General features: G+C 58.3%; 20 protein-coding genes. 12 read left to right on the top strand and 8 right to left on the bottom strand.

All coding sequences use genetic code 11. From position 1 onward, the window contains the following. Positions 1-28: 28 nt before the first annotated feature. From IB245_RS15575 to IB245_RS15565, 3 genes are all read right to left on the bottom strand, one after another. On the bottom strand, positions 29-385 hold the full coding sequence (locus IB245_RS15575) for a hypothetical protein (RefSeq protein ID WP_008028859.1): 357 nt from the start codon (positions 383-385) through the stop codon (positions 29-31). Between the two features lie 214 nt (positions 386-599). Beyond that, complete coding sequence (locus IB245_RS15570) at positions 600-2,453, bottom strand: DUF4105 domain-containing protein (protein WP_192228008.1); 1,854 nt, start codon at positions 2,451-2,453, stop codon at positions 600-602. Positions 2,454-2,682: 229 nt separating this feature from the next. Further along, the gene (locus IB245_RS15565; RefSeq protein WP_008028855.1) at positions 2,683-3,171 is read right to left on the bottom strand and encodes a DUF3015 domain-containing protein; all 489 of its coding nucleotides are present in this window, start codon (positions 3,169-3,171) and stop codon (positions 2,683-2,685) included. A gap of 417 nt (positions 3,172-3,588) precedes the next feature. On the opposite strand from IB245_RS15565, the gene IB245_RS15560 reads away from it, so the two are divergent. Together IB245_RS15560 and IB245_RS15555 are read left to right on the top strand one after the other, a co-directional pair. Continuing rightward, entirely contained in the window at positions 3,589-6,027 is a 2,439-nt protein-coding gene (locus IB245_RS15560; protein WP_192228007.1) for a Lon protease family protein, read from the top strand. Positions 6,028-6,323: 296 nt separating this feature from the next. Further along, a complete protein-coding gene (locus IB245_RS15555) occupies positions 6,324-6,665 on the top strand; it encodes a hypothetical protein (protein ID WP_008028851.1) in 342 nt (113 codons plus the stop codon). A 5-nt stretch (positions 6,666-6,670) separates the two neighbouring features. Here the strand turns inward: IB245_RS15555 and IB245_RS15550 are convergent, their stop codons facing one another. Continuing rightward, positions 6,671-8,500: a hypothetical protein gene (locus IB245_RS15550; RefSeq protein ID WP_192228006.1), complete on the bottom strand. Its 1,830-nt coding sequence runs from the start codon at positions 8,498-8,500 to the stop codon at positions 6,671-6,673. A gap of 159 nt (positions 8,501-8,659) precedes the next feature. Here IB245_RS15550 and IB245_RS15545 point away from each other — a divergent pair, with 159 nt between their 5' ends. The 3 genes from IB245_RS15545 (at position 8,660) to IB245_RS15535 (ending at position 10,426) form a co-directional block, all read left to right on the top strand. Beyond that, entirely contained in the window at positions 8,660-9,148 is a 489-nt protein-coding gene (locus tag IB245_RS15545; protein WP_008037914.1) for a TIGR00645 family protein, read from the top strand. Positions 9,149-9,374: 226 nt separating this feature from the next. Then, positions 9,375-9,686: a DUF6482 family protein gene (locus IB245_RS15540; RefSeq protein ID WP_008028846.1), complete on the top strand. Its 312-nt coding sequence runs from the start codon at positions 9,375-9,377 to the stop codon at positions 9,684-9,686. Positions 9,687-9,808: 122 nt separating this feature from the next. Next, entirely contained in the window at positions 9,809-10,426 is a 618-nt protein-coding gene (locus IB245_RS15535) for an FKBP-type peptidyl-prolyl cis-trans isomerase (RefSeq protein ID WP_008028844.1), read from the top strand. A 115-nt stretch (positions 10,427-10,541) separates the two neighbouring features. On the opposite strand, the gene IB245_RS15530 is transcribed toward IB245_RS15535, so the two are convergent. The 3 genes from IB245_RS15530 to IB245_RS15520 form a co-directional block, all read right to left on the bottom strand. Beyond that, positions 10,542-10,799: a hypothetical protein gene (locus IB245_RS15530; RefSeq protein ID WP_008028843.1), complete on the bottom strand. Its 258-nt coding sequence runs from the start codon at positions 10,797-10,799 to the stop codon at positions 10,542-10,544. A 206-nt stretch (positions 10,800-11,005) separates the two neighbouring features. Next, positions 11,006-11,347: a zinc ribbon domain-containing protein YjdM gene (locus IB245_RS15525; RefSeq protein WP_008028840.1), complete on the bottom strand. Its 342-nt coding sequence runs from the start codon at positions 11,345-11,347 to the stop codon at positions 11,006-11,008. Between the two features lie 163 nt (positions 11,348-11,510). Further along, on the bottom strand, positions 11,511-12,479 hold the full coding sequence (locus IB245_RS15520; RefSeq protein ID WP_008028837.1) for a polyprenyl synthetase family protein: 969 nt from the start codon (positions 12,477-12,479) through the stop codon (positions 11,511-11,513). Positions 12,480-12,719: 240 nt separating this feature from the next. Between IB245_RS15520 and rplU the strand changes: the two genes are divergently transcribed. The 6 genes from rplU (at position 12,720) to IB245_RS15490 (ending at position 18,605) form a co-directional block, all read left to right on the top strand. After that, positions 12,720-13,034 (top strand): 50S ribosomal protein L21, encoded by a 315-nt coding sequence (gene rplU / locus IB245_RS15515; RefSeq protein WP_003176051.1) that lies wholly within the window; start codon positions 12,720-12,722, stop codon positions 13,032-13,034. Positions 13,035-13,068: 34 nt separating this feature from the next. Then, positions 13,069-13,344, top strand: coding sequence for a 50S ribosomal protein L27 (gene rpmA, locus IB245_RS15510; protein ID WP_003215862.1), 276 nt, complete (start codon positions 13,069-13,071; stop codon positions 13,342-13,344). A gap of 193 nt (positions 13,345-13,537) precedes the next feature. Then, complete coding sequence (gene cgtA / locus IB245_RS15505; RefSeq protein WP_008037904.1) at positions 13,538-14,761, top strand: Obg family GTPase CgtA; 1,224 nt, start codon at positions 13,538-13,540, stop codon at positions 14,759-14,761. A gap of 137 nt (positions 14,762-14,898) precedes the next feature. Then, a complete protein-coding gene (gene proB, locus IB245_RS15500; RefSeq protein ID WP_017340857.1) occupies positions 14,899-16,017 on the top strand; it encodes a glutamate 5-kinase in 1,119 nt (372 codons plus the stop codon). 12 nt (positions 16,018-16,029) lie between these two features. Further along, positions 16,030-16,485 carry a CreA family protein gene (locus IB245_RS15495; RefSeq protein WP_192228005.1) on the top strand — a complete coding sequence of 152 codons (456 nt, stop codon included), beginning with the start codon at positions 16,030-16,032 and terminating at the stop codon, positions 16,483-16,485. 11 nt (positions 16,486-16,496) lie between these two features. Next, entirely contained in the window at positions 16,497-18,605 is a 2,109-nt protein-coding gene (locus IB245_RS15490; RefSeq protein ID WP_192228004.1) for a toxin-antitoxin system YwqK family antitoxin, read from the top strand. A gap of 125 nt (positions 18,606-18,730) precedes the next feature. On the opposite strand, the gene rpsT is transcribed toward IB245_RS15490, so the two are convergent. Further along, positions 18,731-19,006 carry a 30S ribosomal protein S20 gene (gene rpsT / locus IB245_RS15485; protein WP_008028826.1) on the bottom strand — a complete coding sequence of 92 codons (276 nt, stop codon included), beginning with the start codon at positions 19,004-19,006 and terminating at the stop codon, positions 18,731-18,733. A 252-nt stretch (positions 19,007-19,258) separates the two neighbouring features. Here rpsT and murJ point away from each other — a divergent pair, with 252 nt between their 5' ends. Then, positions 19,259-20,797, top strand: coding sequence for a murein biosynthesis integral membrane protein MurJ (murJ, locus tag IB245_RS15480; protein WP_008037902.1), 1,539 nt, complete (start codon positions 19,259-19,261; stop codon positions 20,795-20,797). Positions 20,798-20,889: the final 92 nt, after the last annotated feature.

Here is a 20,889-nt window from a genome sequence, read left to right as displayed (position 1 = left end):
TTAGTTTCGGCGGATGTCTGTCAGCGACTCATTGCGAGCGAAACGCACGGGCGGCGTCCTGATCTTTCTGCTGTTGCCAGGCTTTTTCACGTTCGTCCCAGTGATGGCTGCGATAGTCCTCGCGGTCTTCGCTTTCGCGCATGGCCTGGCATTGGCGGAAGCCATCGCTCCAGCCTTCGGCGTATGGCTTGTCCTTGAGATACCGCGGCACGTTCTTGCGAAATTCACCGGTGATCGCCCCGGCGGCCTGTCGACCACTGCTGCAGCCGTCATCGAAACCATCGGCGAATGCCGGAGGATAACCCTTGGCAATCAGGTCTTCGTGAGTCGTCTGGCAACCCGCGCACAACAGCAACACACCCACCACACCCACGCAACGCCACATCTCGGACTCCCGGCCGTTCAACGGCCTATGGTTCAAGTCTAGAAGTGCATTCGTGAGACCTTCGTGAAAGGCCTGTGATGAATCCGTTGAACAACACAGATCCAATGTGGGAGCGGGCTTGCTCGCGAAGGCGTATTGTCAGTCACCATCAGTGTTGAATGACACTACGCCTTCGCGAGCAAGCCCGCTCCCACAGGGAAGGTGGTGTGTCAGGTCAGTAGTGATACCACTTCAGCTCAAGCATCACTTCATTCTCAGGTGTGGCCAGATGGCTGAATTCGCGTTGGGCGCTCAGACGCAGACCCAGGTTACGCGACAATTCCCACTGCTGGTTCAGACTCAAACTACGGCGCACTTCGCCATTGGTGAAGAAATCCCCCTTGGCCTCCAGGCTGAAATTCCCCAGCGGATTCTTCCATAGCACACCGCTGTTGAAACCCGCCGCCGGGGCGATGAAACCGGCGAAGTCGTTGTTGTGCTCGACGCGCACGGTGCCCAAGGCAAAACCGAGCATGTCGTCGCCCAGTTGCCACGTGCCGCCACCACCGCCGTTGACATGACTGACGAGGGTTTCATCGTCATGTTTGCCCGGCACCCGCTCCAGGCCGCCGGTGACCTGCCACGACAGCGGTTGCAGCAGCTCGTTGCGCGGGGTCAGGGAGCGAATGGTCGCCAGATCCAGTTGCTGCAACTGCCACTGATTGCCTTCGTACTGGCGCAGTTTCATTTGCAGGATTTCGATCTGCGCGCCGAGGGGAAAGCTTTCCGAGTTGTCGTTGAGATCGTGATACGCCATGCGCAGGCCATATTCGCCAAAGGCCTTGTCGCCCCGGGTGCCGAGACCGGCCTGCCAGGTGCGCGATTCATGGCCATCTTCGGGCAAGCCCGGTTGCGGGATGTCCAGCTCCGGCGCCGGGTTCTGGTTGATCGCCCGCAGCAACTCAAAACTGCGCTGAGCTCGCTGCGGGTCGCGTTCCTGGCCGTTGGCGCGGTAGCGTTCGAGCCGGTAAGCCGCGTCGATGATCAGCGCCTGACGTTCGCGCGGTTGCGCCTTGAACGCCGGTTCCTGCAACTGTTTCTGGTCGGCGCTGACTTTCAGTACCCACTGCTGCTCTTCAGGATTCAACGGTTCGGCGCGGCTAAGCAGTTCGCGTTCGCGGGAAGGCCGATACTGAATGGACTCCACCAGGCCGGCTTCTTTTACCGCTTTGACCGTGTCGGTGGGGATTGCGGTCAGCGGGAATTGTTCGGTCAGGCGCAGGCTTGGACGCGCCACTTGCAGCAGTTCCAGCAGGCGATAGGAGCAGTTTTCGTCGAAGAAGAAATAGTCGAACTGGATCTGCTTGAGTTCCCAGACGTGCTCGACCATGCGCTCGGTTTCCTGCTGTGTCAGGTTCAGCCGGTATTCCCACAGGTCACGGTTTTCGAGGCTGCGGTATTCCGAGAGTTTTTCCTGATACGGCACCAGCGCAAACAGGCCCGGGTAGCCGCCCATCAAACCTTTCCAGGCGTAGAGAATGCTGTTGTCGGAACCTTCGATGTAGGCGCCGAAGTTGATGGCGTAGCTGAGCAATGACGTTTTGTCGCTCTGCACATCCGCCTGATCGATGCGCAGCAGCGTGTGGCCGAACATCGATGACGGACTGTTCAAGTAGGCTGCCGGGAAAATCATTACCGCGCTGTGGGGCGAGACATCCTTGAACCATTGCTTGAATTCGGCACAGTCCAGGGCCGGCAAATCAGTCAGGTTGAGTTGCGCCTTGAGCCAGCGGGTACGCGCCGGGTAGACGCATTGCGCATGTTTTTCGCCGGCACTGGCCGGGGCGTACAGCGCCTGCACGGTGGCCGCCAGTTCGTGGTCGGGGTGTTCGTTGCCATCGGGCGCCAGAAAGAACTTCCTGTCGCTGACATAGCTGCGCCAGCCACCGAGTTTGGCGGTTTCGTAATGCCCCAGGGAAATCCAGAAGGGGTCGTTGGCCAGTTGCTGCAAACGTTGATTGTCGATGTGAGGCGCGGCGGACAGCGGGGCGCAGACACAGAGCGCCAGCCAGGCAAGGCGTTTGAGCATAGTGGGCAACTTAAGTCGAAAAAAATAAAGACCCGGTACGGAAGATCCGTCCTTGTAGGAGCCGGCTTGCTGGCGATGGCATCGACATGGTGTTTCTGAATCACCGCGGTGATGCCATCGTCGGAACGCCGCCCGCAGCAAGCCGGCTCCTACAATTGAACGATATGGCCGAAAGAGGGCAGGTCCAAAAAATAAAACCCGCTCCCCGAAAGGAGCGGGCGGGTCGAGCTTAAGCTTGAGTTGCGTACTTGGCCAGACGAGGGTCGGCCTTCAAAACGGCCAGGGTGTTGGTATGCACATCTTCTGCAGTCACGTCAGCCTTGCTGAAGATCTGCTGGAAGTGCTCGTGAGTCACAGCCGCGAAATGCGCACGGTCTTCCGGCGCCACGCCCAGTACCACGGCGTAGGTCGTCAGCGCTTCGCCGTTACCTTTAGCCATGTCTTCGGACAGCTCGTTCATCATGCCATTCATGGCAAACCAGGATTTGCCGCCATAAGTCAGCGACGCATTAGTCGCGCAACCGTTGGTACCAGAGGTCATACCGAACGTTGCGTTGCCGGAAGTGCCGTTGGTGGTGGATGCCAGGAAGTGTGCCGGGGTGCCACGCTGACCTTCGAACAGCATGTTGCCCCACCCGCAATCCGGGCCGCCTGGCGCCTGTGCCATAGCGTTGATGGATACAGCGGTGAAGAGAGTACCGAGAAGAATCCGTTTCATAGCTTTGTTCTCTTTATGTGCGTACCAATGGACAAGGGTTCTGGCCCGGCTCTGTACGAAAACTGCCTGCGCGACGATCAGGCTGCGTTGAAAACAGACTCGGAATGCTCATGTGGGTCCCCCACACTCCGCTTCCTCGTCTGTTTTCGCCTTGCCTGATCGCCGCTCGGCGAGTTTTCGTACAGACCACTACGGCGCCAGTGGGCCGGTTATTGTTCCAGCCGCGCAGCTTGGAGTTTAGGCACGTTCCAAGGGTTCCGTTACTTTTTACGAAACATTCGTTGAAAACATTGATTTAGACCCGGCCCGCCTGGGGATGCCCGTTTGGCTATGCTTTGGCGAAAGGCGCGCCTTGCAAGTGGGGTATGGGCAGCGCCAGAATGCCGCTATCTGCCCCGCCTGATGTAAGGAAGCCCGATGCCTGATCCTGTTGCTGCCAGCTTGCGTCTAGCGCCCGAAGCGCTGACCCGTCCGTTTTCCGCTGAACAGTTCAGCTTCTCTACCACCAATGATCTGGAGCCCTTCCGCGGTGTGCTTGGCCAGGAACGTGCGGTCGAAGCCTTGCAGTTTGGTGTGGCCATGCCACGCCCCGGTTACAACGTATTCGTCATGGGCGAGCCTGGCACTGGCCGGTTTTCGTTCGTCAAACGCTACCTGAAGGCCGAAGGCAAGCGCCTGCAGACCCCGGCCGATTGGGTCTACGTCAACAATTTCGATGAACCCCGCGAGCCGCGCGCCCTGGAATTGCCATCGGGCACGGCCGGCGCGTTCATCGGTGATATCAACGCTTTGATCGACAACCTGCTGGCGACCTTCCCGGCGGTCTTCGAACATCCGTCTTATCAGCAGAAAAAAAGCGCCATCGACCGCGCCTTCAACCAGCGCTACGACAAGGCGCTGGACATCATCGAGCGCCTGGCGCTGGAAAAAGAAGTCGCGCTGTACCGTGACGCGAGCAACATCGCGTTTACCCCGATGAGCGAAGGCAAGGCGCTGGATGAAGCTGAATTCGCCCAGTTGCCGGAAGCCGATCGCGAGCGTTTCCACGAAGACATCTCCGGTCTGGAAGAGCGTCTGAACGAAGAACTCGCCAGCCTGCCGCAGTGGAAGCGCGAGTCGAGCAATCAGCTGCGCCACCTCAACGAAGAAACCATCACCCTGGCCTTGCAGCCGTTGCTGTCGCCGTTGTCGGAAAAATACGCCGAGAACGCGGCGGTGTGCGGTTACCTGCAAGCCATGCAGGTTTACTTGCTGAAAACCGTGGTCGAGCAATTGGTCGACGACAGCAAGGTCGATGCGGTGGCGCGCAAGATGCTGGAAGAGCAATACGCGCCGAGCCTGGTGGTCGGTCACTCGGCCAGCGGCGGTGCACCGGTGGTGTTCGAGCCGCACCCGACCTACGAAAACCTGTTTGGCCGCATCGAATACAGCACCGATCAGGGCGCGCTCTACACCACGTATCGCCAGTTGCGACCGGGAGCGCTGCACCGCGCGAACGGCGGTTTCCTGATCCTTGAAGCAGAAAAAATGCTCAGCGAGCCGTTCGTATGGGATGCGCTCAAGCGCGCCCTGCAATCGCGCAAACTGAAAATGGAATCACCGCTGGGTGAGCTGGGGCGTCTGGCCACCGTGACCCTGACACCGCAACACATTCCGTTGCAGGTCAAAGTCGTCATCATCGGTGCCCGGCAGTTGTATTACACGCTGCAAGACCTCGATCCGGACTTCCAGGAGATGTTCCGCGTTCTGGTGGACTTCGACGAAGACATCCCGATGGTCGACGAAAGCCTGGAGCAGTTCGCCCAGTTGCTCAAAACCCGTACCTCCGAAGAAGGCATGGCACCGCTGACCGCCGATGCGGTGGCGCGTCTGGCGACCTACAGTGCACGTCTGGCCGAGCACCAGGGGCGTTTGTCGGCGCGGATCGGTGACTTGTTCCAACTGGTCAGCGAGGCGGATTTCATTCGTCACCTGGCCAGCGATGAAATGACCGACGCCGGGCACATCGAGCGTGCGCTCAAGGCCAAGGCCACCCGCACCGGGCGCGTTTCGGCGCGGATTCTCGATGACATGCTGGCCGGGATCATCCTGATCGACACCGATGGCGCGGCCGTGGGCAAGTGCAACGGGCTGACGGTGCTGGAAGTCGGGGATTCGGCGTTTGGTGTTCCGGCGCGGATTTCCGCCACGGTGTACCCGGGTGGCAGCGGCATTGTCGACATCGAGCGTGAGGTCAACCTCGGCCAGCCGATTCACTCCAAAGGCGTGATGATCCTCACCGGGTATCTGGGCAGCCGTTACGCTCAGGAATTCCCGTTGGCGATTTCCGCGAGTATCGCCCTGGAGCAGTCCTACGGTTATGTCGATGGCGACAGTGCGTCGTTGGGCGAGGCGTGCACGCTGATTTCGGCGTTGTCGAAAACGCCGCTCAAGCAATGCTTTGCAATCACCGGCTCGATCAACCAGTTCGGCGAAGTGCAGGCGGTGGGCGGGGTCAACGAGAAGATCGAAGGCTTCTTCCGTCTCTGCGAAGCCCGCGGGCTGACCGGTGAGCAGGGGGCGATCATTCCTCACGCCAACGTGGCGACGCTGATGTTGGACGAGAAGGTGCTGGCGGCGGTGCGCGCAGGGCAATTCCACGTTTACGCAGTGCGCCAGGCTGACGAAGCGCTGAGCCTGTTGGTCGGCGAGCCTGCCGGTGCGCCGGATGAAAATGGCGAATTTCCTGAAGGCAGCGTGAATGCGCGGGTGGTGGAGCGCTTGCGGGTGATCGCGGAAATGATCAGCGAAGAAGACCTGAAAGAAGCCGAGAAAGAAGCGGCACAGGAAGCGTTGGTCGAAGCCAAGCCGGCCTGATACAGAGGAGTCCCTGTAGGAGCGAGGCTTGCCCGCGAAGAACGATAACGCGGTTATTCCGGCAAACCGCGTCATGGCTTTCGCGGGCAAGTCGGATCGCCGCACCGCTCGCTCCTACAAGTGCCATCACTCTGACGTCAATATTCACACAATGACCATTCGGCGCCTTCTGGTCTCAGTTGGCGTGCGGGTCTGACTTTTCTTCTATTCTCAGCTCAAGGACATCGACAGTAATCACTGGATCGAGACAGTTCTCCCGTGGGAGCTGAATACCGGATCTACCGAGGGTCGCCGCCATGTCGCGCAACCTCTGCCTCACCCGTCAATGCCTGGGCCTTGTGACCCGTATCGAATGTGCCATCAAGCCATTGGCTGGTGATACGGGCATGTGGACTTTGCTTTTCGCCGCCGGAATGGCTGGCGAACAACCCTCAGCTATCAAAGCCCAAGGTCCGTTTCCTGGGCCCTTCGCGGCTGAATCGATCCTCGACACCATCGTTGAAAGCCTGACGTTGCACGGCTATGAACTGGCCGATGACCCGCAAATCTGGTGCCTGCACCTGCAAGCCCAGCTACGGGAAATCAATGGTGGGCGCTGCCGCAACATGGGCGGCTTCGAGTTCCGCCCCGATCACTGAGACGACTATTGGGCGAGGCTGGACGTATCAGCCTTGTCGAGTTTGACCTCGAATCCATATTGCACCGTGGTGAGATCGGTTCGCTGGTAGGTTTCCAGCTGCGCTGGCTGGCCGTAGAAGTAATGCACGCTGAATAACGCCGGGCCCTGCGCACTTGCATCGTGAATGACCGAAAGAATCTCCTTGAGATAGTGGCCGCTGTCGTCCCTGGCGAAAAAGCGCCAGTCCTGGGCGGGGAACAGCTTCAGATCAACCACCAGTGCATTGCCTTTCAGTTCCAGGCCTTTGGGCAGCCGGTCTGTTTCAAGTGTCTGCTTGTCGACGGTGGCCAGGAACAGCGGCATGGAACCCACCGCAAACGCTGGTGTTTGCGCGAACAGGTTCAGGTCATAAGTGATGATGCCGCGCAGGGGATCGACCTGATAAGCCTCGGGCGGCAGTTCGATCGGCTCATCGCGTTGACCGCTGCTGTCCTCGGTAAAGAAACTGACCGGGCTATCGCCAGGGCTGAAGGACGTGCCGAGCAGTTCATCGTTGAAGCTTCGGGTGTGATCGAACTCGATGCGCGCCGCGCTCGGGTCGTCCACCGATTGCCGGATGCTGACGCTCTTCTTCAGTTGTTCCTCGCTGAGCGTTGCGCCTTTGAGCCAGGTCGGTGCCTGATCGTCGTACACGACCACGGGTAAAGTCAGTGGCTGGATGGTTTTTGCCGTGGTGTGTTGATCGAAGCGACGGATCGGCAGGTCCAGGTCCTTGCGCGTGACCGTGGCCGCCGAAAAGTCCAGCAGGCTGACTTCAAGGGTCTCGATCGGGCCGTTGAAATACACCTTGGAGTAATGCCTGGTTTGTTGCTTCTCAAACGCGCGTTGTTCTTCATCGAGCTGCCTTTCGAAGGCTTCGCTCCAGCTCTTCTGCTGTTGCATTTTCGCCAGTTGTTTCTGGTAGAAGGCAATTTGCGCGGCGGTTTGGTTGATCGAGCCCGAGCGTGAGAGAAATTGCCCGGTGGCGTCCCTGGCCTGGACGACCGACGGGTTGAAGGGTATCTCGCTGACTTCCGGGGCCAGCGGCGCGCTGTTGCTGAACTCGATTTCGGCGTAGTTGTTTGTCAGCTTCAGCAGCGTGACGCTCAGGTTGTCATTGCTGCGAGTCTGGCCGACGTCTTTTTTGGTCAGGTCGAAGCTATAGAGCCTGCGCGGGGCGATGACTTCGACCTTGCCTTGCAGGCTGACGGGCTGCGGCTGGTTCTTGATTTCCATGCCCAGGCCGTCGATGAAGGGGTAAGTCACCGTGAGATCGTCGGGGCTGGTCAGGTTGGAGCTCGACGGGCTCAGTTGAATGCCCGGATCGGTTTCCGACCACTCCGGCTGGAACGGGATCACGCGTTTGTTGCTCAAGGTCACTGACTGCCATTCCAGGCCGTGGGGAAAGAGAAACTCGGCCGGAATGTTGAAGTTGAACGGGAACACCGGTTGCAGATCGGTCAGGTAGTCGGAGCTGGAATCCTTGTGCAGCACAAACAGGCCGTTAATGTACGTGTCGACCAGCGCCTGTGGCGTGGGGTAGTGCTTGAGCACGGCGAGGACATCTGCGCCGTACTCGGTTTCCACCGGTTTGCTGTCGAGTTTGAGTTGCGCACGTTCGAGCAGCAGCAGGGAGCCACCGAGTTCGGCCACGGCATCCTTGAGTTTCGGGTCCTGGATCGCGTCGAGAGACGTTTCGAATTGCGCGGTCTTTTCCTCAAGGCTGACCTGGCGTTTGTCATCGTCCGGTGAACAGCCGCTCACCAGCAGGGCCAGACAAATCCCGGCGCTCATTAAAGGCAATCGCACATCCATTTCCCGTCGTCCTGTCCGATGTCGCAGAGGTGTCAATGCTTTGGACACTAGCAGAAAAACCTTGTCACACACGCGCAGGTGGCGGATTTTCCGAGTGTTTCTGGCTGTAACGGGTGGCTGGTATACTCGCGGCCATTTCCAGCCCACGTGTGAGATTCAATGGAACGCTTTATCGAAAATGCAATGTACGCCTCCCGCTGGCTGCTGGCGCCGATCTACTTCGGTCTGTCCCTCGGGCTGCTGGCCCTGGCGCTGAAATTCTTCCAGGAAGTCTTCCACGTCATCCCTAACGTGTTCTCGATGGCCGAATCGGACCTGATTCTGGTGCTGCTGTCGTTGATCGACATGGCGCTGGTAGGCGGTTTGCTGGTGATGGTGATGATTTCCGGCTACGAGAACTTCGTTTCCGAGCTGGATATCGATGACAACAAGGAAAAGCTCAACTGGCTGGGCACCATGGATTCGTCTTCATTGAAGATGAAGGTCGCGGCGTCCATCGTGGCGATTTCGTCGATTCACCTGCTGCGGATCTTCATGGACGCCAAAAACGTCGATCCCGAGCATTTGAAGTGGTACGTGATCATCCACATGACCTTCGTGGTATCGGCGTTTGCCATGGGGTATCTGGATAAACTCACCAAGCACTGATCCTCACCAGGCACTGTAGGAGCGAGGCTTGCCCGCGAAGGCGTCGTGACAGACAACACTTATGTCGACTGACACGACCTCTTCGCGGACAAGTCGGATCGCCGCACCGCACGCTCCTACATGAACGGTGTGAAACAGACGGGCGGTGGCGTTTATGGCTTGTACTTTGATGCTGTGAGGCCTATGCCTGTATGAATGCTGGCTCGCCGCTGCGTGAGGTGCGTTCATGAACTTCGTAGAGTTACGTGCTTATGCCATCGCAGGGAAAGTCGATGAGCTGAACCTGATCTCCATGGAAGGCGGAATCTACCTGTTGGAGGCGCGCATGCACGGGGCCGCCTACCCGTTGAGTGATGCTCACGGCGAGATGGTTCACCTGCGCTCGGTCGAGCATGCGCGTGAAGTGCTGCATAACTTTCCCACCTTGCCATTCAACCTTGTGCATACATCGGTTCACGATGAAATGTGCGGGTTGGGTGCGAGTGCGGGGGAAAGCCTGAAGGTGCCGATTGCCTTCGGTTCTGCCTGGCAGCACTGACACCCCCTCATCAGCGCAACGACATCTGTGCTAGTCTGCTGGCCCTTTTGGTTCCGGGCGTTCCGGGACGCGCTGTGCACGCACGGCAAGTTCCAGGGCCGTCCGCACAGCGGAGCAGTGTCATGTCCGAAGTAAATCTGTCCACCGACGAAACCCGCGTCAGCTACGGCATTGGCCGTCAGTTGGGCGACCAACTGCGCGACAACCCGCCGCCGGGCGTTAGCCTGGACGCAATCCTGGCAGGCCTGACTGACGCTTTCGCCGGTAAGGAAAGCCGTGTAGGTCAGGAAGAAATGTCCGCCAGCTTCAAGGTTATCCGCGAAATCATGCAAGCCGAAGCAGCTGCCAAGGCTGAAGCGGCTGCTGGCGAAGGCCTGGCATTCCTGGCTGAAAACGCCAAGCGCGATGGCATCACCACCCTGGCTTCCGGTCTGCAATTCGAAGTGCTGACCGCCGGTGAAGGCGCCAAGCCGACCCGTGAAGACCAAGTGCGTACTCACTACCACGGCACCCTGATCGACGGCACTGTGTTCGACAGCTCCTACGAGCGCGGTCAGCCTGCAGAATTCCCGGTAGGCGGCGTGATCGCTGGCTGGACCGAAGCCCTGCAACTGATGAACGCTGGCAGCAAATGGCGTCTGTACGTGCCGAGCGAACTGGCTTACGGCGCTCAAGGCGTTGGCAGCATTCCGCCGCACAGCGTACTGGTCTTCGACGTCGAGCTGCTCGACGTTCTGTAATACATGAGCCTGTAGGAGCGAAGCTTGCTCGCGAATGCATCACCTCGGTTTCAAGTCGGAACCGAGTTGTCGGGTTCGCGGGCAAGCCTCGCTCCTACAGGTTTTGTGGGGTTTCTCATATTTCTAGCTTGTGATGCAGTTCATGCGACGGGCGCAACGCCCGGGCATAGCAGAACAGAAACAGATTGCGCACCAGTTCCTTGAGCACCACCGGCTCGCTGGAACTCAAGCCGTTGACGTCCAGGTCACCCTGATCCTGCAGCTCGTTCAAGGCTTCTTCTTCAAGCACCGCACAGACTTCCCCGGTTTCCCGATGCAGGATCCTGAGGTAGGGGTGTGGGCGGTCCAGCCAGGCATCGATCAAATAAGTCATGGGTCTCATCTCCATTGATTGGTTTCAATGAGAATAATTCTTATTCATCAAATAGCAAGGGCCTATTGGCGGTTTGTGATTTTTTCCGGGTAAAGATTGCGTAAGGTCAAAGCGGCTGGCGTTTGGCTATTGCGAGGGAATGCGGGGCGAAGCGGGGGAGGGCGAAGCACCATCCCACGCCGGGCGCGGGATGGAATACAGCAGGTTCAGACTTTTCTGACGAACTCGGATTTGAGCTTCATCGGGCCGATGCCGTCGATCTTGCAGTCGATGTCGTGATCGCCATCGCACAAGCGGATGTTCTTGACCTTGGTGCCGACCTTGACCACCAGCGATGTGCCTTTGACCTTGAGGTCCTTGATCACGGTGATGGTGTCGCCGTCTTGCAGGACATTGCCCACCGAATCCTTTTTCACGGCGTCATCGGACGCCGCTTCAGCTTCGCCGCTGGCAGACCATTCGTGGGCGCACTCCGGGCAGATCAGCTGCGCGCCGTCTTCATAGGTGTATTCGGAATTGCATTTCGGGCAGGGTGGCAACGTGCTCACTAAAGCTCCTTGGATTCAGGATCGCTAAAAAGCGCACATTATATAGGGTTTTAGCCGGGAGGGGGTCTGTAGGAGCCGGCTTGCTGGCGATCCAGTCGCCGCGGTGCTCCAGAAGCACCGCGGTGATGCAATCGCCAGCAAGCCGGCTCCTACGAAAAGCAGATCAGTGAGTGCGGGCGACCGCGAATTCACTCAGCTCGACCAATGCATCGCGGTATTCGCTGGCGGGCAGCGCGTCGAGGCATTTGATCGCACGGGCCACGTAGTCGCGGGCCAGTTGCGCGGTGTACTCAAGCGAACCGGAAGCATCAACGGCCTCGCGAATGCTTTCCAGGTCCTCGATGCCACCTTTCTGGATCGCCTTGCGCACCAGGGCAGCCTGCTCCGGCGTGCCTTCGCGCATGGTGTAGATCAGCGGCAGGGTCGGCTTGCCTTCGGCCAGATCGTCACCGACGTTCTTGCCCAGGGTCTCTGCGTCACCTTTGTAGTCCAGCAGGTCGTCGACCAGCTGGAAGGCTACGCCCAGGTGGTCACCAAACGTGCGCAGGGCTTCAGCCTGTTCCGGCGTGGCTTCGCAGAGGGCGGCGGCGCTGTGGGTCGAAGCCTCGAAAAGCATCGCGGTCTTGCCGCGGATGACTTCCATGTAGGTTTCTTCGGTAGTGCTCGCGTCACGAACCTTGGACAGCTGCAACACTTCGCCTTCGGCGATGATGCGCGTGGCTTGCGAAAGGATCTTCATCACCGGCATGGAGCCCAGTTCGACCATCATTTCGAAGGAGCGCGAGTACAGGAAGTCGCCCACCAGCACGCTAGGTGCGTTGCCCCACATGGCGTTGGCGGTCGAACGGCCGCGGCGCATGCCGGACATGTCGACCACGTCGTCGTGCAGCAGGGTGGCGGTGTGCAGGAACTCGATGGTCGCGGCCAGCAGACGCAGGTCGTCGCCTTCGCGGCCAAGGGCCTTGCCACACAGCAGCACTAATAAAGGACGCAGGCGTTTACCGCCGGCCGAGGTAATGTAATCGCCGATTTTCGATACCAGCGGCACTCGGGAAGTCAGCTGCTTCTTGATGATGCCGTCGACGGCGCTAAAATCGTCCGCCACCGCGCGGTAGAAAGCTTGGGGTTGCATCAGCGACAGTCGCTCCAGAAGGGTTGCGCGGCATGCTAGGACCCACGTCGGCGGGTGTCAAGGCGCGATGGACGGCCTCTTGCAACGCCACGGCAGCTTGCGTACAATCGCGCACCCTGAACTTCCTGGGCAGCACCTGCCTTACGCAATTGCAAACTGGCCTTCCAGCCATATGCAGCCATGCCAGCCAATACCTCTTCTTATAAAGAGCTGGGTGAGCAGGATTATCGGAGAAATACCATGTCGTACGCAGTAATTGTTACTGGTGGCAAGCAATACAAGGTCGCCCCAGGTGAATACCTGAAGATCGAAAAACTGGAAATCGCTACCGGCGAATCCGTTACTTTTGATCGCGTTCTGTTGGTCGCCAATGGCGATGACGTGAACATCGGCGCTCCAGTTGTTGCTGGCGCTACCGTTGTGGCTGAAGTGATCTCCCAAGGTCGTCACGATAAAGTCCGCATCATCAAGTTCCGTCGTCGTAAGCACCACATGAAGCGTATGGGCCACCGCCAGTGGTACACCGAGATCAAAATCACCGGTATTCAGGCTTAATTTCAGCCTAATTCCTCACTAGGAGAATTGACTCATGGCACACAAAAAAGCTGGTGGTAGTACCCGTAACGGTCGCGACTCAGAAGCCAAACGCCTTGGCGTGAAGATGTATGGCGGCCAGGTTATCATTCCGGGCAACATCATCGTGCGTCAGCGCGGCACCCAATTCCACGCCGGTTACGGTGTTGGCATGGGTAAAGATCACACTCTGTTCGCTAAAATCGACGGCGTGATCAAGTTTGAAGTAAAAGGCGCTTTCAACCGCCGTTACGTGAGCATTGTCCCGAAGACTGAAGTCGTCGCGGCATAATTACGTAGATGCTGGAAAAGCCCTGTCTCGCGACGGGGCTTTTTCGTTTGTGGGGTGAGTCTCTTGCAAAGCTGTTTGTAATGAGCTCCAGCGCTGGATTTGCGGTCGTTGATTGAGGTCGCTGCGCTCATTTTTGCAAGAGTCTTATGTCTGGATTTTTTCGGCTCGTCCGTATGGCGAGAGGCGTTTTGTTATGAAGTTTGTTGATGAAGTATCGATTCGAGTAAAGGCCGGTGACGGCGGCAACGGTTGCATGAGCTTCCGTCGCGAGAAATTCATCGAAAACGGCGGCCCGAACGGCGGCGACGGTGGTGATGGCGGCTCGGTCTACATGATTGCCGACGAAAACCTCAACACCCTGGTGGACTACCGTTACACCCGGCACTTCGATGCCGAGCGCGGTTCCAACGGCGGCAGCACCGACTGCACCGGTAAGAAGGGTGAAGAGCTGGTACTGCGTGTGCCGGTCGGCACCACGGTCATCGACGCTGCCACTCAGGAAGTGATCGGCGACCTGACCAAGGCTGGTCAAAAGCTGCTGGTGGCCCATGGCGGCTGGCACGGTCTGGGTAACACCCGTTTCAAATCCAGTACCAACCGCGCTCCGCGTCAGACCACTCCGGGTAAGCCGGGTGAGGCGCGTGACCTGAAGCTGGAAATGAAGGTGTTGGCGGACGTTGGTCTGCTGGGTTTGCCGAATGCTGGCAAAAGTACCTTCATTCGCTCGGTATCGGCCGCCAAGCCGAAAGTCGCCGACTACCCGTTCACCACGCTGGTGCCGAACCTGGGTGTGGTCAGCGTCGATCGCTGGAAAAGCTTCGTGGTCGCGGACATTCCGGGCCTGATCGAAGGTGCTTCCGACGGCGCTGGCCTGGGGATTCGCTTCCTCAAGCACTTGTCGCGTACCCGTTTGCTGCTGCACCTCGTGGACATGGCGCCACTGGATGACACCAGTGCCCCGGATGCGGCCGAAGTGATCGTCAGTGAGCTGACCAAGTTCAGCCCGTCCCTGGCTGAGCGTGATCGCTGGCTGGTACTGAACAAATGCGACCAGATCCTTGAAGAAGAGCACGATGCTCGCGTCAAGGAAATCGTTGATCGCCTGGAGTGGACCGGTCCGGTTTACGTGATCTCCGCCATCTCCAAGCTCGGTACCGAGCGTCTTTGCCACGACATCATGCGTTACATGGAAGATCGTGCTGACCGTCTGGCGAACGATCCGGCCTACAAGGAAGAGCTGGCCGAGCTCGATCAGCGCATCGAAGACGAAGCGCGCGCTCAGTTGCAGGCCCTGGATGACCAGCGTGCCCTGCGTCGCAGCGGCGTTAAGTCGGTCCATGACATCGGTGACGATGATTGGGATGAAGAAGATGTGGATGACGAAGACGGTCCGGAAATCATTTACGTGCGTGACTGATCTGTTGCGATAAACTTGAACGCCGCTCCCTGGAGCGGCGTTTTAGTATCTGGAAATCGATTGTTGGTAACAAATAGCCACGATTAACGTCACGGGCAGCGCTGGGTCGCGCTGCCCTCAAGCTAAGGTTGAAGATGATGCGGAGCAAGGTGACAGGTGCGCAGCGTTGGGTCGTGAAAATCGGCAGCGCGTTGCTGACGGCGGACGGCAAGGGCCTGGATCGCGCGGCAATGGGTGTCTGGGTCGAACAGATGGTGGCCTTGCATGAGGCGGGCGTCGAGCTGGTGCTGGTGTCCTCCGGGGCGGTAGCGGCGGGCATGAGCCGTCTGGGCTGGACCGTGCGACCCAGTGCGATGCACGAATTGCAGGCAGCTGCCGCCATCGGTCAGATGGGTCTGGTTCAGGCGTGGGAGTCGAGCTTTGCCGAGCATGGCCGGCACACTGCGCAGATTCTTCTGACTCACGACGATCTGTCTGACCGCAAGCGCTACCTGAATGCCCGCAGCACCTTGCGTGCCTTGGTCGAGTTGAAAGTGATCCCGGTGATCAACGAAAACGACACCGTGGTCACCGACGAAATCCGTTTCGGCGACAACGATACGCTCGCGGCGCTGGTGGCCAACCTGGTCGAGGCTGATTTGCTGGTGATCCTGACGGATCGCGACGGCATGTTCGACGCCGATCCGCGCAACAATCCCGATGCCAAGCTGATTTACGAAGCTCGTGCTGATGATCCGGCGCTGGATGCTGTCGCAGGCGGTACCGGTGGTGCGTTGGGTCGTGGCGGCATGCAGACCAAGTTGCGTGCGGCGCGCTTGGCAGCGCGTTCCGGTGCGCACACCATCATCGTCGGTGGGCGCCTTGAGCGTGTGCTGGATCGCCTGAAGGCAGGCGAGCGCATCGGCACCTTGCTGTCGCCGGAGCGCGGCATGCTGGCGGCGCGCAAGCAATGGCTGGCCGGGCATCTGCAAACTCGCGGCACGCTGGTGCTGGATGCTGGTGCGGTGACGGCCTTGTCCCAAGGCAATAAAAGCCTGCTGCCGGTGGGTGTCAAACTGGTTCAGGGCAGTTTCCGTCGCGGTGAAATGGTGGTGTGCGTGGCGCCGGACGGTCGTGAAATCGCCCGTGGCCTGGCCAACTACAGTGCGCTGGAAGCACAAAAAATCATCGGTCAGTCGTCTGAGGCGATTGTCGGTCTGTTGGGTTACATGGCGGAGCCGGAACTGGTTCATCGCGATAACCTGATCCTGGTCTGAAGGAATATTTGAATGCGCGTGGCAAAAGGATTGTTGGGCTTGCTGTTGGCAATGCCGCTGCTGGCTTCGGCCGAGGAGATTGGTCAGGTGTCGACGGTGTTCAAGTTCGTCGGCCCGAACGACCGCATCGTCGTCGAGGCATTTGATGATCCGAAGGTCGAAGGCGTGACCTGCTATCTGTCCCGAGCCAAGACGGGCGGTGTGAAGGGTGGTTTGGGCTTGGCTGAAGATCGGGCGGAAGCGTCCATTGCGTGTCGTCAGGTCGGTCCGATCAACTTCAAGGGTGAGTTGAAGGATGGCGAAGAAGTGTTCAAGGAGCGTACTTCGCTAGTCTTCAAGACCATGCAGGTGGTGCGTTTCCTCGACAAGAAGCGCAATACGCTGGTGTATCTGGTGTACAGCGATCGCTTGATCGAAGGCAGTCCGCAGAATGCGGTGACGGCGATTCCGATATTGCCGTGGCGTTAATGGATGGTTGATTGACTGGCGAGCCGTTCGGCTCGCCATTTTTTTGTTCGGTGGAATTGAAGTGCTTCAGGCGCGAAAGGATTCGTATGCGGTCGTTTTTGCTGTGGTTTGTGCTGTGCTGTTCGGTGTCCGGCTCGGTATTGGCGGAGCCATTTTATGTTGGAAAGTCGCTGGCGCATCCAGTGATAAAGGGCTCTCAGGACAGTGGTGCTACGTTGGCCTTTCTCCGTGAGGCGGGCGGGGTGAAAGGTTATACCTGTCTGTGCGAGTCGCCTGATGAGGCGCCACAATTACTGGATAACTTCGGTGATGCGAGTATTGAGTCGGTGTTCTATGCCAGCCTCGACAGCGACATTGAGACGCTGATCGTGCTTTCCCGGGCTTCGGGGCGATATGCGCTTCGTGGTTACCGGTTCTCCCCGCAGACGGGCCGATACCGCCGACTCGAAACCCTGCAGTCGGTTCTGGATCGAATTGCCAGTGGTCATAAAACCCTCAATGCCGCCCTCGTCCAGCGCGAACTCGTTAAGTTGCCACCTTATGACTACGGTCGGCCCATGGTGAGAACCGGCATTGTCGAATTCGATGCGCTCGATCCTGCTGGCGGAACGCTGGTGGGGTATTTTGGCGTTGATGGCGTCCCGGCTTCTGCGGTGCATGGACCGGAGGATGGTCATCGTGACACCTATAAGAAGACTTTCGAGAATCGTGACGGGCATTGGCTGACGGTCACTTATGAACGTGTCTATCCTTCGGAGGACGATGTCGGCTCTGCCTATAGGGTTAGCAGAGTGGCCTGGGAAACTGATCCGAAGCAGTATCGAGGATCGGAAGACGGTGTATCGGTGTTGTTGAGTGAGGGCAGGCTACTGGCGCGTGGTGCATTTGTTCAGGGTAAGCAGTCTGGCAGCTGGGTCATCTTCGAAGAGTCGGGTGAGTCTAGCGGTGCCTACGTGGACGGGCTGCGCCAGGGGCGCTGGATTGTTCAGGATGAGGATACCGTTTCAGAAGGCATGATCGTCGATGACTTTTATGAGGGGCGCTGGGTCATTCGTGCGCAATCGGGGGAGGGCGAGCTGTCGGGGTTTGATACCTACAAGCACGGTGAGTTCGACGGTCCTACCGAGCGCATGAGCCATGGTGAGATCGTCCAGCGCGGCGATTTCGTAAAGAGTCAGCAGCATGGTTACTGGATTACCAGGAGTGGCGAGGGCAGTTACCTGTGGGGCGTTCGCGAAGGCACCTGGAAGTTGAACGTTCAGGATGGGCGTGTGCAGACTGTCAATTTCGTCGCCGGCAAGAAGCAGGGAGAGTTGCGGGAAGTTGATGCGGCAGGCGTGTTGCGCCTCGTCGAGCATTATCGTGCCGACGTTCTTGATGGGCTCAAAGAAACCTATGCCGCCAATGGCAAGCTTACCTATTCGGCCAACTATGCCAATGGCCGGATTGACGGGCGTGCGCTGACTTACAGCGAGGACGGTGCTGTGTTGCGCTCGGATATCTCCTGGCGTAACGGTTCGATAGACGGTGCTTTTCGAGACTTTCATCCCAATGGGAGGCCCGATCGGGTGGCTACCTACGAAGCGGGCGAGCCAATTGGCAATCTTCAGTCATTTGATGAGGCTGGAGTGTTGGTCGAGGATAAAAACTATTGCCATGTGGCGGACGGGAAGTACACCCGTATCAAGCTCTGCGGCAAGCAGCGAGGTGGCTTTAATAACGGCCAGTTCGACTTTGAGGCTGAGTATCTGTTCGGCAATGAGCAAAGTGTCCGGCATGTCCAGGATGGCCGAAAAGTTCGCGAAGTGTTGCTGGGGCCTGATGATCATGTGACTCGCAACAGTTACTACTCCAATGGACAGTTGGAGTGTTCGGAGGCAAAACAGGGCTTTCGTCTGATCACGGTCGAGGGGCGAGAGTACAAGGATTATTCGTATGCCAGGCGTGAGGGAGAAATGGTCTGCTATTACCAGACGGGTGTGATCAAGCGGCGATTCAACTTCAAGGATGACAAGCTGGTCGGTTGCTATACCGGTTACGATGAGGCGGGTGTTCAGAATTTTCCGCCGCCAGAAGGTTGTCCTCCGCCGAAGCCGGTGGTGTTCAATTTCGGTGAGTAGCCTTTGTCCGGAGAGTGCATCCCGTGGTGGGTGTGCTCCCGGTGTGGGGTTGGGTTGAGTGACGAGGTCAAATCGCAGGCAATAAAAAACCGACCCTGAGGTCGGTTTTTTAACAAGCGTGTTACTTAGGCAGCAGCAAGGTTCAGAGCCTTGACGTGGCCATTCAGGCGGCTCTTATGGCGAGCAGCCTTGTTCTTGTGGATGATGCCTTTATCGGCCATACGGTCGATAACTGGCACGGCCAGAACGTAAGCAGCTTGAGCTTTTTCAGCGTCTTTTGCGTCGATGGCTTTAACTACATTCTTGATGTAGGTACGAACCATGGAACGCAGGCTGGCGTTGTGGCTGCGACGCTTCTCAGCCTGTTTTGCACGTTTTTTGGCGGAAGGTGTGTTGGCCACCGTCGAGCTCCTCGAAAGACTTTTTAGGAAATAGCAAACAAAATAGGCCGCGAATCATGCCGATGAGTTGATGTCTTGTCAAGGGCGGTTGAGACGTTCCGCTAAGTGGTAGGTATAAAGAGGCGGGATATTTATTTCCGGCGCTTGACCTGTAAACTCGCGAGCTTTGGCTCTGTGCTGCTGCGGCGCGGAGTATCGCATAAGTGGGCGCTTTGTTCGCCTGCTGTTTATCGACAGGCACAAACTCTTTCAATGAATCTGCTCAAATCGTTGGCCGCCGTCAGCTCTATCACGATGCTTTCCCGGATTCTGGGGTTCGTCCGTGACACCCTCATTGCGCGTATTTTTGGTGCGGGAATGGCCACCGACGCCTTCTTTATCGCCTTCAAACTGCCCAATCTGCTGCGCCGGATCTTCGCCGAAGGGGCGTTTTCCCAGGCGTTTGTGCCGATTCTTGCTGAATATAAAAGCCAGCAAGGCGAAGAGGCGACACGAACCTTTATTGCCTACGTCTCCGGACTGCTGACCCTGGCGCTGGCAGTGGTCACTGCGTTGGGCATGCTCGCTGCGCCGTGGGTCATCTGGGTGACCGCGCCCGGTTTCACCGATACCCCGGAAAAATTCGAGCTGACCTCCAGCCTGTTGCGGGTGACATTCCCTTATATATTGCTGATCTCCCTGTCTTCATTGGCCGGGGCGATCCTCAACACCTATAACCGCTTCTCGGTGCCGGCCTTCGTGCCGACCTTGCTCAACGTCAGCATGATCATCTTTGCGGTGTTCCTGACACCGTATTTCGATCCGCCGGTCATGGCGCTGGGTTGGGCGGTGCTGGCGGGTGGTCTGGCGCAGTTGCTCTATCAGCTGCCGCACCTGAAAAAGATCGGCATGCTGGTGCTGCCACGCCTGAACCTGCGTGACAGTGGCGTGTGGCGGGTCATGAAACAGATGCTGCCGGCGATTCTCGGCGTTTCGGTGAGCCAGATTTCGCTGATCATCAACACCATTTTTGCCTCGTTCCTGGTCGCCGGTTCGGTGTCGTGGATGTATTACGCCGACCGCCTGATGGAATTACCGTCCGGCGTGCTGGGCGTGGCGTTGGGCACGATCCTGTTGCCGACCCTGGCCAAGACCTACGCCAGCAAGGATCGCGCAGAGTATTCGCGGATTCTCGATTGGGGGCTGCGCCTGTGCTTTGTGCTGGTGCTGCCGTGCTCGCTGGCGTTGGGGATCCTGGCTGAGCCACTGACGGTCTCACTGTTTCAATACGGCCAGTTCAACGCCTTCGATGCGTCCATGACTCAGCGGGCGCTCATTGCGTATTCGGTCGGGTTGCTTGGCATTATCGTGATCAAAGTGCTGGCGCCGGGCTTTTATGCGCAACAAAACATTCGCACGCCGGTGAAAATCGCAATTTTCACCCTGGTGGTTACCCAGTTGTTCAACCTGGTGCTGATCGGGCCGCTGGCCCATGCCGGTCTGGCTCTGGCGATCAGCGCTGGTGCCTGCCTTAACGCCGGGTTGTTGTTCTATCAGCTGCGCAAACAGCAGATGTATCAGCCGCAGCCGGGCTGGGCGAAGTTCGGTGCCAAACTGGTGGTAGCGGTCACGGTGATGTCCGCGGTGTTGCTGGCCGGGATGCATTTCATGCCGGCCTGGGATCAGGGCCACATGCTTGAGCGATTCCTGCGTCTGGGCGCTCTGGTAGGGGCTGGCGTGGTCTCGTATTTCGGCATGTTGCTGTTGATGGGCTTCCGTTTGCGCGACTTCAATCGCAAGGCGCTGAACTGAGGCTTTTGCCTCGATAAACACGGGCGGGCCGGCGGTTTTGTCGGTTCGATCACTTTGGGTTACGGTGTTGCCTGTCGTCGGCCGCCGGGTGT

It is taken from the genome of Pseudomonas sp. PDM02 (assembly GCF_014852285.1).
Taxonomy (GTDB): Bacteria; Pseudomonadota; Gammaproteobacteria; order Pseudomonadales; family Pseudomonadaceae; genus Aquipseudomonas; species Aquipseudomonas migulae.
The sequence above is the reverse complement of the archived record's forward strand: the minus strand, read 5'-3'. Positions and strand labels throughout refer to the sequence as shown.